This window comes from Pseudoalteromonas sp. PS1M3, assembly GCF_016865405.1.
Taxonomy (GTDB): Bacteria; Pseudomonadota; Gammaproteobacteria; order Enterobacterales; family Alteromonadaceae; genus Pseudoalteromonas; species Pseudoalteromonas marina.
On sequence record NZ_AP022625.1, the window covers coordinates 588350 to 600424 of the forward strand.

13 protein-coding genes are annotated in these 12075 nt (G+C 40.3%); 5 read left to right on the forward strand and 8 right to left on the reverse strand.

The annotated features are described in order from the left end of the window. Positions 1 to 31: 31 nt before the first annotated feature. The 5 genes from hisH to hisG are packed head-to-tail and all read right to left on the reverse strand — an operon-like array spanning position 32 to position 4982. Positions 32 to 622, reverse strand: coding sequence for an imidazole glycerol phosphate synthase subunit HisH (gene hisH / locus PS1M3_RS19325; RefSeq protein ID WP_004586382.1), 591 nt, complete (start codon positions 620 to 622; stop codon positions 32 to 34). Next, a complete protein-coding gene (gene hisB, locus PS1M3_RS19330; protein WP_006793446.1) occupies positions 619 to 1680 on the reverse strand; it encodes a bifunctional histidinol-phosphatase/imidazoleglycerol-phosphate dehydratase HisB in 1062 nt (353 codons plus the stop codon). The genes hisH and hisB overlap by 4 nt, the downstream gene beginning before the upstream one ends. Beyond that, positions 1677 to 2786, reverse strand: a complete 1110-nt coding sequence (gene hisC / locus PS1M3_RS19335; protein WP_138739710.1) for a histidinol-phosphate transaminase — start codon at positions 2784 to 2786, stop codon at positions 1677 to 1679. Before hisC ends, hisB begins: the two co-directional genes overlap by 4 nt. Next, complete coding sequence (gene hisD, locus PS1M3_RS19340; RefSeq protein WP_138739711.1) at positions 2776 to 4077, reverse strand: histidinol dehydrogenase; 1302 nt, start codon at positions 4075 to 4077, stop codon at positions 2776 to 2778. The genes hisC and hisD overlap by 11 nt, the downstream gene beginning before the upstream one ends. Positions 4078 to 4082: 5 nt before the next feature. Continuing rightward, positions 4083 to 4982 (reverse strand): ATP phosphoribosyltransferase, encoded by a 900-nt coding sequence (gene hisG / locus PS1M3_RS19345; RefSeq protein WP_008129142.1) that lies wholly within the window; start codon positions 4980 to 4982, stop codon positions 4083 to 4085. 407 nt (positions 4983 to 5389) lie between these two features. Between hisG and PS1M3_RS19350 the strand changes: the two genes are divergently transcribed. Then, on the forward strand, positions 5390 to 5638 hold the full coding sequence (locus tag PS1M3_RS19350; RefSeq protein WP_203987536.1) for a hypothetical protein: 249 nt from the start codon (positions 5390 to 5392) through the stop codon (positions 5636 to 5638). Positions 5639 to 5659: 21 nt separating this feature from the next. Here PS1M3_RS19350 and PS1M3_RS19355 read toward each other — a convergent pair whose 3' ends face one another. After that, entirely contained in the window at positions 5660 to 6610 is a 951-nt protein-coding gene (locus PS1M3_RS19355) for a GlxA family transcriptional regulator (RefSeq protein WP_203987538.1), read from the reverse strand. Between the two features lie 195 nt (positions 6611 to 6805). On the opposite strand from PS1M3_RS19355, the gene PS1M3_RS19360 reads away from it, so the two are divergent. From PS1M3_RS19360 to PS1M3_RS19375, 4 genes are all read left to right on the forward strand, one after another. Beyond that, the gene (locus PS1M3_RS19360; protein ID WP_203987540.1) at positions 6806 to 7429 is read left to right on the forward strand and encodes a transglutaminase-like domain-containing protein; all 624 of its coding nucleotides are present in this window, start codon (positions 6806 to 6808) and stop codon (positions 7427 to 7429) included. A gap of 129 nt (positions 7430 to 7558) precedes the next feature. Next, on the forward strand, positions 7559 to 9475 hold the full coding sequence (locus PS1M3_RS19365) for an ATP-dependent DNA helicase (protein WP_203987542.1): 1917 nt from the start codon (positions 7559 to 7561) through the stop codon (positions 9473 to 9475). Positions 9476 to 9484: 9 nt separating this feature from the next. After that, positions 9485 to 10186, forward strand: a complete 702-nt coding sequence (tsaB, locus tag PS1M3_RS19370; protein ID WP_203987544.1) for a tRNA (adenosine(37)-N6)-threonylcarbamoyltransferase complex dimerization subunit type 1 TsaB — start codon at positions 9485 to 9487, stop codon at positions 10184 to 10186. Positions 10187 to 10262: 76 nt separating this feature from the next. After that, a complete protein-coding gene (locus tag PS1M3_RS19375) occupies positions 10263 to 10592 on the forward strand; it encodes a hypothetical protein (protein ID WP_203987546.1) in 330 nt (109 codons plus the stop codon). Between the two features lie 63 nt (positions 10593 to 10655). Here the strand turns inward: PS1M3_RS19375 and PS1M3_RS19380 are convergent, their stop codons facing one another. Further along, on the reverse strand, positions 10656 to 11588 hold the full coding sequence (locus tag PS1M3_RS19380) for an IS3 family transposase (protein ID WP_203988066.1): 933 nt from the start codon (positions 11586 to 11588) through the stop codon (positions 10656 to 10658). Further along, positions 11498 to 11998, reverse strand: coding sequence for a transposase (locus tag PS1M3_RS19385; RefSeq protein ID WP_203987548.1), 501 nt, complete (start codon positions 11996 to 11998; stop codon positions 11498 to 11500). The genes PS1M3_RS19380 and PS1M3_RS19385 overlap by 91 nt, the downstream gene beginning before the upstream one ends. Positions 11999 to 12075 lie beyond the last annotated feature (77 nt).

Genomic DNA, 12075 nt, shown 5'->3' on the forward strand with positions numbered 1-12075 from the left:
ATAATCTCTTTATTGTTGGTTAATGGGCTGTTTATAACTGCCAATCAACAAAATTTTGTAATAAACGTGTGCCTACTTTTGCACTGCGCTCTGGGTGAAACTGCATACCAGCGTAGTTGTCTTTTGCAACTATGGCCGAAAAGGTTTGGCCGTATTCGCCGCTTACAAGTGTTGCATCGTTTACGGTGTGCGCAAAGCTATGTACAAAGTACACTTGCTCGTCTTGCGTTAAGCCTTTGGTAAGTGCATGCTCTTTATTTACGCTTAAGTTATTCCAACCCATATGCGGCGATGTTAAATTGCCAACATCAAGGGCTTTTACTTGGCCTGGTATTTTACCTAAGCATTGAACGTTACCTTCTTCGGTGCTTTCGCACAGTAACTGCATACCTAAGCAAATACCCATGAGAGGGCGCTGGTATTCATTTATAGCTTGTTGCCAGCCGTTATCTACAAGGCGCTTCATGGCAACAGATGCATGTCCAACGCCTGGTAATATTGCACGCTCAAAGCCAGCTAATTGCTCTGGCGAGGTAATGACCGTTGGCGTTTGACCTAAGCGTTCAAAGGCAAAACGAACTGAATTTATATTGGCACACCCGGTATTAATTATAGCAATCATAAACATCCCTTAGAGCTGGCTGTTTGTTGGGTCGTGTCTTGTGCTACTGCCATACGAAGGGCACGTGAAAACGCTTTAAATAAGCCTTCTACTTGGTGATGACAGTTACCGTCGCTCACCGATAAAATAAGGCTAATAGCGGCATTATCGCTTAAGCTTTTGAAAAAGTGCTCCACCATTTGTACGTCTAAATCGCCGGCTTTTTCGCGGCTAAAATTAGCGTTTAATACAAATGAAGCGCGGCCCGATAAATCAATCTGTGCCTCTGCTTTACATTCATCCATTGGTAGTGCAAAACCATAGCGCGCTATTTGCGATTTAGTGCCAAGCGCCTGTTTAAGTGCAACACCTAGGGCAATACCAATATCTTCAACAAGGTGGTGCTCGTCTATGTGTAAATCGCCTTTCGCTTTAATGTTTAAACCAATGTTGGCGTGCGTGCGAATTTGATCAAGCATATGATCAAAAAAGCCAAGGCCTGTTTCGATACTACCGTTTTTAGTTTGATCTAGGTTTATGGCTACATCAATTTGGGTTTCTTTGGTGTTACGCGTAACACGGCCTTCGCGGTTAGCCGTTGTAAGCTTTGTAACAATGGCAGGCCAGCTGCCATCATACAAAATGCCTTCACAACATAAATTTTGAGCAAGGCCAATATCGGTTTGGCGATCGCCAATGACATATGAACGTGCTAAATCAACTTTGCCAGAGCGCATAAGTTCAGTTAATAAACCTGTTTTAGGTTTACGGCAATCACAGTTTTGCTCGTCAAAGTGTGGACAAATTAATACCTCGTCAAAGCTAATGCCTTGGCTTTGCATTATGTCCATCATTTTATCTTGGGCTATGTCAAAGTCAGCAGTCGGGAAGCTGTCTGTGCCTAAGCCATCTTGATTCGATACCATCACTAAACGGTACCCTGCGGCTTGTAACTGTAATAAAGCCGGGATAACACCAGGTAAAAACGCTAATTTTTCTAGGCTGTCTACCTGTTTGTCGGTGATTGGCTCTTCAATTATGGTGCCGTCACGGTCAATAAATAAATAGGGGTTACTCATGATACTTCTTGTCCTGATAAAAGAGGTGAGGTTGCTGGCTTATCAAGGCCATCTAACCAAATTTTTACTTGTTCGAGCTCTTGTTCACTACCAATTGAAATTCGTAGCCAATCGTCTTCACCGTATAGGGTAAACGCGCGCATCACTAAGCCTTGTTCAAGTGCTACTTTAAAGTAGTTTTTGTCGGCTAATTTTAAGGTAACAAAGTTACCTTCACCAGTGAGAGTTTTTAATGCAGCGGGGGAGGAGTTTAACCACTGTACAAGTTTAGCTTTTAAGCTATTTAAAATAGTCACTTGGCGGCGCATTGATGTAATTGCATCAGGTGCAATTGCTTGCGCAGCAATACTTGCCACTACGCCAGATACCGGATACGGCGCAATCACTTTACGAATAGGTGCAAGTACACTTTTTTGTGCAAGTGTAAAACCGGTTCTTAGCCCTGCAAGCGCAAACGCTTTAGATAAAGTGCGCAGTACCACTACATTACTATATTCGTTAATCAGCGCTGTAGCACTTTGCTCAGGGCAAAACTCAATATAGGCTTCATCAACAATAACTAAGGCTTTACCGGCAAGCGCTGTTGCCAGTGCTTTTACTTTTTCAAGGGGGGTTAAGCTACCAGTTGGGTTATTTGGGTTACAAATAAACACCAGTTTTGAGCTGCCCACAGCCTCAACTATTTCATCAACACTGCCATCAAGTAATAGCGCTTGGGTTAAGCCATTGATTGCAACGTTATGCGTATCAGCGGTTACTTTGTACATACCGTAGGTTGGCAAAAATAACGCAATGCTGTCTTTTGCAGGTTCGCAGTAGGTACGTACTAAAAGCTCAATGCCTTCATCGGCGCCGCGAGTCATTAATACGTTTTCGCTTTCAAGCTCTGCATACGCAGCGTAGCGGTCAATAACCAATTGCGGCTGTGGATCTGGGTAGCGATTTAAATCTTCAATACTCAGCTCAATATTTTTAGCATACGGGCTTTCGTTAGCATTTAGCCACGTAGTACCGGTTAGCTTTTCACTTTTTGCAGAGCTGTATGCAGCAAGGGCTGCAATATTTTGTGGTAATAAGCTAGACGCTTGTGCGCTCTCATTGCTCATTTTTAATTGCCTCTAAACGAATTGAAACCGCATTAGCGTGGGCATCAAGGCCTTCTGCATCTGCAAGTGGTAAAATAGCTTTTGACAGCTGTGTGAGGCCACTTTTACTTATAGTTTGTACTGTGTAAGTGCGGAAAAAATCAAGCAAGTTTAAGCTTGAGTAGGTTGCACTGTAACCGTAGGTAGGTAACACGTGGTTAGTACCCGATGCGTAATCGCCCGCTGATTCTGGCGTGTAGTCGCCAACAAATACCGAGCCTGCATTTTTTACTTTATCTAAGTAAGGTGTTGAATCTGCTAATTGCAAAATTAAGTGCTCAGGGCCATATTGCGCTGATACGTCAAATGCTTGCTCAACAGAGTCCACTAAAATAAGTGATGAATTAGCCAAAGCTTGCTCGGCTGTATCTTTGCGGCTTAATTTAGCAAGCTGGCGTGTAAGTGCCTGCTGCGTTTGCTCAATGATACTTTCGCTGTTACATAATAAAATAACTTGCGAGTCTGCGCCGTGCTCAGCTTGCGAGAGTAAATCTGCCGCTATAAATTCTGGGTTTGCACGCTCATCTGCTATTACTAACACCTCAGACGGGCCTGCTGGCATATCGATTGCCATACCAGGAATTGTTTGTGCAACAAGCTGTTTGGCCATCGTTACAAAGCTATTACCTGGGCCAAAAATTTTGTTCACTTTAGGCACTGATTCAGTGCCGTAGGCCATTGCAGCTATAGCACCTGCGCCACCGCTTTCAATTAAAGTTGTAATGCCACATAACTTAGCTGCATATAATATCGCAGGGTTAATGCTTTCATCACCTTGCACAGGGGTTGCAAGTACGACGGTTTTAGCACCACTTAATTGTGCAAGTACACCTTGCATAATAACCGATGATGGCAGTGGAGCACTGCCACCAGGTACATAAATACCCACAGCTTCGATGGCCTGATATTTCAGTTCACATTCAACGCCAGTTTGGGTTGATAACTTAATATCTTTAGGCAATTGCGCCTCGTGAAAACGTTTCACGTTTGCATAAGCGGTGTCAATTGCGTATTTAAGCTCTGCGCTTAGTGCCTGCTCTGATGCGTTTATTTCATCAAGCGGTACACGTAAACGAGGGTTAGCTCTATTATCAAACTTTTTAGCCATATCAAGTAAGGCTTTATCGCCTTGCTCTTTCACATCGCTCATAATTGTTTGGCATATTGCTTCAACCTTTGCGCTGGCAGAAACCGCAGGGCGCATTAGCGCCGCTGCTTGTACTTGTGAAGATTCCTCATTCCAACGAAGCATGGTACTTACTCCATCATTTTTTCAATTGGCATTACTAAAATAGAGTTAGCGCCTAGGGCTTTAAGCTGCTCCATTGTTTCCCAAAATAATGTTTCGCTGCTTACCATGTGAAGCGCTACGTACTCTTCATTACCAGCAAGTGCAAGTAGAGTAGGTTGGCCAGAGCCTGGTAAAATTTCGCAAATTTCATCAAGTTTAGTTTTTGGCGCGTGTAGCATAATGTATTTGCTTTCTTTAGCTTGTTTAACACCGCGAAGGCGTGGCATAAGCTTATTGATTAGCGCTAGTTTGTCTTCATCTTGCAGGTCTTTATTTTGAATTAAACATGCGTTTGATTCTAAAATTGTATCACCTTGAATCAAGCCGTTCGCTTCTAGCGTTGCACCGGTTGAAACTAAATCACAAATTGCATCAGAAAGACCGGCACGTGGGGCTACTTCTACTGAGCCTGTAAGCATTACAGTGCTTGCATTAATGCCTTCGCGCTTTAACCACTGCGTTAATATTTCTGGGTAGGTTGTTGCAATACGTTTGCCTTCAAACCAGCTTTTATCACGTGGGCCAAGCTCTTGTGGCCATGCAAGTGCAAGGCGGCAGTAACCAAAGTCTAGTTTTGCTAGTTTGCTAACTTCGCTTGGTACACCTTGGCGTTCACGTTCTGCTTGAACTTCTACTAGCACGTTTTCGCCAACAATACCTAAATCACATACACCGTCCATTACCAAGCCCGGAATATCGTCATCGCGCACACGAAGTACGTCAATTGGCATATTAGTTGAGTGTGCAATTAAGCGTTGCTCACGTAGGTTTAATTTAACACCTAGTTGCTTTAGTAAGTCTTGACAATCTTTAGACAGGCGACCGCCTTTTTGGATGGCGATACGTAGACGATTTGTGTTATTCATTATTCATTTTCCTTTAATTTAAAAACTAAAAACCCCGAGGGGAACCTCAGGGCGAAAATGAATCAATGTGTTTTGAATCGCCAGAGGTTCCTTTTAGGAATAACCTCTCAGCGAAAGACCTGACAGGTTATTCCGGTGAATGGTGGTGATGATGTACTGTTGTCAGGTTTAAGCGCATTTTATTTCCTTTGTGCTGCTCGTTACTAACGTAACGCTCAACAAATATCTGTTTTAATAAATTTCGCGATTATAAAAACATATTATGCACCACTATGGCAAGTGTTTTTTAAGCTTAATTAAAGCATATCTTATAACTGCCGATACTATAGATGTAACCGCATTAGTTTGTATTATATCAATTGGTTGATTTTCACTCACAACTAGGCTTTGGCTTTAAGGATGTATTAATGGATATGATGATCCCTTATTTGGGTAGAATAACGCGACTGTCAATTGAAACTAAAGGGGCATTCCATATTGCAGGTGTGCAAAGTAGCGCGGCGAGTGAAAAAGTAGAACTTGAAAACAAAAAAAAGAGAGAATTACAGAAAAAGAAAAAACTAAACGGTTTAAGTGATGAGACTCTACCGTCAACCCATAAAAAAAGCGTTAATCAAGATGACGATGGTATCGAGCATTTAGACACATGGGCATAAGTGCCCAAAAATTAAAACTTATTATTCATTTTTACGCCACTTTGCGGGTGTTATCCCTGTGTTTTTTTTAAACAGGCGGGTGAAGAAACTGCTGTTTTCGTAGCCTACGTTAATTGATATTTCGTTTACGGTTTTATCTGTAGATAGTAACAGTTTTTTGGCTTTGTCTATTCTCACTTCTTGCACGTACCTATTTATAGATATACCGGTTGCTTGCGTAAATCGCCTCTTTAAATTGCGTTCACTAAAATTAAAGTATTTTGCTAACTCAACGATTGTGATTACGCTGCTTGAGTGATTATAGATCCAGTCTTGCACTTCACTAATTTTTTCGTCTCTGTGGCTACTATATTTTGGTAATGCAAAATTTAACTTACCAGAGTCAGAAATAAGTAAATGTGTGGCACATTGCTGGGAAAAGCGATCGCCTTTGTCTTTTGCAACTATTTCTAGTAGTACACTTATTCCCGCCTCAAAAGAGCCCGTTGTATAGATACTTCCCATTTTTAAATACGATTTATGATTAATAAACTGGCAGTCGGGAAATAGTTTTCTTAATGGTTTAACCAAACTCCAATGAGTTGCAATGGCTGTGTTATTTAACTCGCCTGTGGCGGCTAAAAAATAAGAACCAGTGCTCAAGCTGAGAATAGACGTGCTACTATTGATTTTAGGTATTAACCATTCAATTATTAATATACTGCTAGAGGGCATGCTCTTTAATTTAGAGCCCTCAATTGGTGGAATAATTACTAAATCATACGGTTTGTCAGAAAGCGAATTATCGGCAACAACAATTGAATTACTTGAGCTTGTTATAGGTGCACCGTCTGTTGTAACTATTTCTACGTTATAACTTTGAGGCAATAAATAATGCGAGTCGAGTAACGAAACAATGGTAAAAAAGTCTTTAGCTAATAATACGCTGACGGCCCAGCATCCCTCGTAGGCAATAATTGCTATATTTTTCATAATTTCATTTGGCCCAATCGGACTGTTAAAAGTACCCGTGCAGACATATTATTTTAATTTTTGTATTAGTAACATTAAAACCTACTTTAAATAGCGGTTATTTTTTAAGTGACTGTTTTAAAGTTGTTTTATTTAATATTAAATGCATTTTAAATATTTTAATTTATAAAAATCAGAGTCACAAAGGGGAATGGTTTGCAGCAGTATATACAAAATGATGCTTATTTTAATCAAAAGCACAGTGAAATAAATAACTGGTTGAAAAATGTTAAAGGCCATGACGAACGTACTAAGGCCGTATCAATTTATTATCTTGTAAGAGATGGAATTAAATATGATCCTTTTACACTTTTAGATGGGGCAAAGTCACTTAGTAGTGACTATTGCTTAGACAATAAAGCAGCATACTGTATTCCAAAGGCATCATTACAAATTGCATTGAGCCGAGCTATTAATATTCCTGCCCGCTTGGGTTTGGCAGATGTTCGTAATCATTTAAGTACACCTAAGTTAGACAAGTTACTAAAAAATGATGTGTTTACAATGCACGCTTATGTAGAGCAGTTTATTGAGGGAAAGTGGGTGAAATCAACACCTGCCTTTAATAAAGAGCTGTGTGATCTCGTTAATATAAAGCCATTAGAATTTGATGGAGTAAACCACTCTTTATTTCATCAATTTACTGCTGACGGCGAAAAGCATATGGAGTATTTAAAAGATCATGGTCAATTTGTGGCAATGCCAACGGCCCTCATTAACAAAAATTGTGATCACTATTACCCGCATTTAGCTCTCGATTTTTCAAATATTGGTAAGTAAATATTTTATATGTATTGCTCCTTTTGCAGTCTTTATTACTTAATTTTAATTTTTTATATTTTGTTAGGAGGGGGATTTGCTTGCCCTTGGTTACAGCCTTACGTAAAATCGCGCTATTGTTTTTAAAATGTGATTGCTGTTATCAAACAATTGTTTAGTGCAACCGGCCCCTTAGCGTTATCTTTTGATGGCTACACACCACGTCAACCGCAAATTGATATGGCCGTTGCAGTTGCCCAAGCGTTAAAAAACAGTTCCCAACTCGTTGTTGAGGCCGGCACAGGTACGGGCAAAACGTTCGCTTACTTGGCACCCGCGCTTAAGTCTAAGGGTAGAACAATTATTTCTACTGGCTCTAAAGCATTGCAAGAGCAACTGTATCATCGTGATTTACCACAATTAGTAAAGGCACTCAGTGCTACAAAAAAAACGGCCTTACTAAAAGGTCGCGCTAATTACTTATGTACTTACAGGCTAAATCAACATGTTGCGCATGTGCCTACAGACGATTCCGATGTTATGCATCAACTTGCCATGGTTGCTAAATTTGCAAGTGAAACACAATCAGGCGATTTAGCTGATTGTATTGGTATAGAAGATGACGCCAAAGTTTTACCTTATGTGAACTCCACTGCAGATAATTGTTTAGGTAAAGAGTGTCCAGACTTTCAAGAGTGTTACATACGAAAAGCGCGTTTAACTGCTGCTGAAGCTGACGTTGTTGTTATTAATCATCACTTATTTTTTGCAGATATGGCTGTTAAAGAAAGTGGCTTTGCTGAATTGATGCCCACAGCCGACGCTTATATTTTTGATGAAGCTCACCAACTAAGCGAAATTGCCAGCGACTATTTTGGTGAAAGTGTAAGTACTAAAAAGCTGGTGGATTTAATTAACGATTTACGCGCGATATACCGAGCTGAAATTCCTGATATGTTACAACTTGGTAAAAGCTTGAATAAATTAGAGACCAGTGTAGCTGATTTACGCTTGCAGTTTGGTGTCGATGGCAGTAGAGGTGATTGGCGAGAAAAGCTTAGCGATAAGCAAATATGTGCAGCACTGCATCGTGTCATTAGCGATTTGGACTTTGTTTATCAAGTACTAAAACTATGCTTAGACAGAAGCGATAAAATAGAACACCCGTTTGAACGGGCTTTAGCATTTAAAGGTCAATTAGAGCGGGTTTTTGATACAGCACAAACTGGTTTTAGTTACTGGTATGAGACAACACGGCGCTTTTTAACTATAAATATTACGCCGTTAAATGTATCAGCAAAATTTTCACAAATGATGCAAGACACCGGTGCTGCATTTGTGTTTACCTCTGCAACGCTTTCGGTTGATAATAAGCTTGACCACTTTAATGCAAGCTTAGGGCTAAAACCAGCACAAAGCATGATGGTTGACAGCCCGTTTGATTACCCAAACCAAGCATTATTGTGTTTGCCAAGATACTTGCCAGAATCGCATGCTGATAATATGCCTCATGCTATTGTAAAATTAACCCTTGAGCTTATAAAATCAGCGCAAGGGCGCTGTTTTGTGCTTTTTACAAGTTACCGTATGATGCATTTAGTTGCAGAGGGGCTCACAACGCAAATAGACTACCCCGTTTATATGCAAGGGCAAATGTCTAAGCGGATTATTTTAGAAAAATTTACCCGCCATGGTAATGCAGTTCTACTCGGTACGGCATCATTTTGGGAAGGGGTAGATGTGAGAGGCAGTACATTAAGCTGTGTTATTATAGATAAATTGCCTTTTGCAGCGCCAGACGATCCCTTGTTGCAAGCTAAAATGCAGGATTGCCAAATGCAGGGAAAAGACCCATTTGCACATATCCAATTACCACAAGCAGTTATTGCCTTAAAGCAAGGTGTAGGGCGATTAATTCGTGATAGCAAAGATAAAGGCGTGCTTGTTATATGTGATAATAGATTAGTAACACGCCAATATGGTCAAGTGTTCTTAAAAAGCTTACCTGCAATGCGTCGTACGCGAAGCTTAGAAGTCGCTAATACATTTTTACAACAAATTAATTAGAGTAATAAAATGATCAAAAGTAATATTCTTGCCCTTGATGCTTCAACAGAAGCACTATCACTTGTTTTACATTATAAGGGAGAGACATTTCATCATTTTGAAGAGTGCCCTCAGCAGCATAGTCAAAAAATTCTACCTTTGATTGATGAGTTTTTGGCCAAAGCAAATTGTAAATTAAAAGAACTGGATGTTATTGGTTTTGGCCAAGGGCCCGGTAGTTTTACAGGCGTAAGAATTAGTGTTGCTATAGCTCAAGGGTTAGCGTACTCAACTAATTTACCATTGGTAGGTGTTTCTACATTGGCTGTTATGGCGCAACAAGCATACGAGCAAAACAACAGCTCACTTGTTTTTCCAAGTATAGATGCGCGTATGGGTGAAATTTACTTTGCACAATACCAAGAAAATAATGGTTTAATGGAATTAGTTAATAACGAGTGTGTTATTAAACCTGAACTTTTAACTAATGAGTATATAACGAGTAACGAAGCATCAGTTGCAGTAGGCACAGGTTTTAAAACGTACCCTGATGCATTAGCAAACTTTGAAAACATCACTATTAATACAGACATAACGTTACCAGATGCACGTTTTATGCTTGCCTTTGTTGATGCCGCATTTATTGCAGGCCAGGGCGTTCAAGCAAGTGATGCCCAACCAAAGTACGTTCGTGATACCGTAACATGGAAAAAGTTACCAGGGCGCGAATAAAACAGTACCGCGTTAATTTGCAAATTGATTGTTTTTAAATCATAATTTTAGTTATGTTTAAGGTTGGAGAAGCGTGATGACGCTGCCTATTGGCTCAGGTTTTTTTACAGGTGATATTCCTGGTAGAGTAATCCCTGCTAAGGGAGTAACTGCAAGACCACAAGGTTTGGCAGATCAAGCTGCTGATCAAAAAACAAATACTGATTATGTAAAAACCAGTGCCGAGGGCGTTGAGCTTGCTAATCGATTGTTCAAAACTAGCGCAAAGGGTGATAACTTCAGCCAAACAATTTACGACCAGCCTAGTGCAAAAAATAGCAAAGCCATTTCTACCTATACTGAGTTTGCAAATTTAGAACGCAGAGCTGAAGTACAAAATTTAATTGGGGTAGATATTTACGCTTAAAAGTAATCAACCTTTAATAAAAAAACCGAACATTGAAGTGACCCCAATAAGTTGGACTCATTTCTAAGCGGCAACCAAGGCCTGATTTCGATATTGTATCGGACTCAGGCCTTTTAGTTTTAGCTTAATGCGTTCGTTGTTGTAATAATCGATGTATTCTTTGATGTTTTCAATGAGTTCATTTGCGTCCTTGAACGTCTCATTGTGATACATCTCAGTTTTTAATATGCCGAAGAAGTTTTCTGCAACGGCATTGTCTAAGCAGTTTCCTTTTCGAGACATACTTTGAATTAGCCCATGCTTTTTCAGGTGTTGTTGATATCGTTTATTTTGATATTGCCAACCTTGGTCTGAGTGGACGAGTGGTCTCTCATGCTTCAACAGCTTTGCTGTTGCGGCTTTAAGCATGTCAGTCACTAGTGGTAGCGTGACAGATGTCCTTACCTCATAGCTGACCACTTCTTGGTTAAATAGGTCTATTACCGGTGACAGGTATACCTTTTCTCCATTGACTTTAAATTCAGTGACATCGGTCACCCATTTTTGATTGGGCTTCTTTGCCGTAAATTCACGCTTGAGAACATTTTCAGCGATTCTACCGACTTCACCTTTGTAAGAGGTGTAGCGTTTAGGTCTGACTTTTGATTTCAAGCCAAGTTCGCCCATCAAGCGTTGCACGCGCTTATGATTAACCATCAAACCCATTGCTCTTAGCGTGCAAGTTACCCTACGGTAGCCGTATCGTCCTTTGTGCTTGTGATAGATATCACGTATTCTTTCGCATAAGTCAGTGTTGGAACAGGGCTGAACCAGTGTATTACGATGGTAATAATACACACTCTTGGGAAGCCCTGTGACCTTTAATAAGTGTTGTAAGCTGTATTTTGCCTTGAGCTCTTCGACAACTATCGTTTTGTCTTTGCTTTTTTCTTTCTGGCCTGAGCCAAGGCTTCTAACTTTTTTAAGACTGCGTTCTCTGCACGTAGATAATCCAATTCTTCCCTGAGCTCTTTTTCAGACATGTCTGCTGATGGTTTAGGAGTTGAAGAATGATTCGTCACGCGAGGCCTACCTTTTTTCTGTGGTTTTAGTCGGGTTATACCCCCGTGAGCATAAAGCTTTTGCCATTGAAATAAAATACCTGGGGATGATAAGTCGAAATAGGCGCTAGTATAACCCAAAGACCAATCATTAATTTCCATCGTCTCGAGCACATGAATTTTGAACTCGCCTGAATAAGGTAACTGTTTATGGATAAAACTCTTTGACCCATTAAGCAGGTAGACCTGAAACCAATAACGAATAAGCCGAGCGCTAATATTGTACTTTCTACTTAATGCTTCAGAGTTTTCCTGCTCAGCAAGTTGTGCGAGCTTTAACTTAAATATTCTTTTGTACTTGGACATAAAAAGACCCCCAGTAATTGGATTGTCCAACTATTGGGGGTCACTTCACATTGTTCGGTTTTTTTTGCTTTATACGT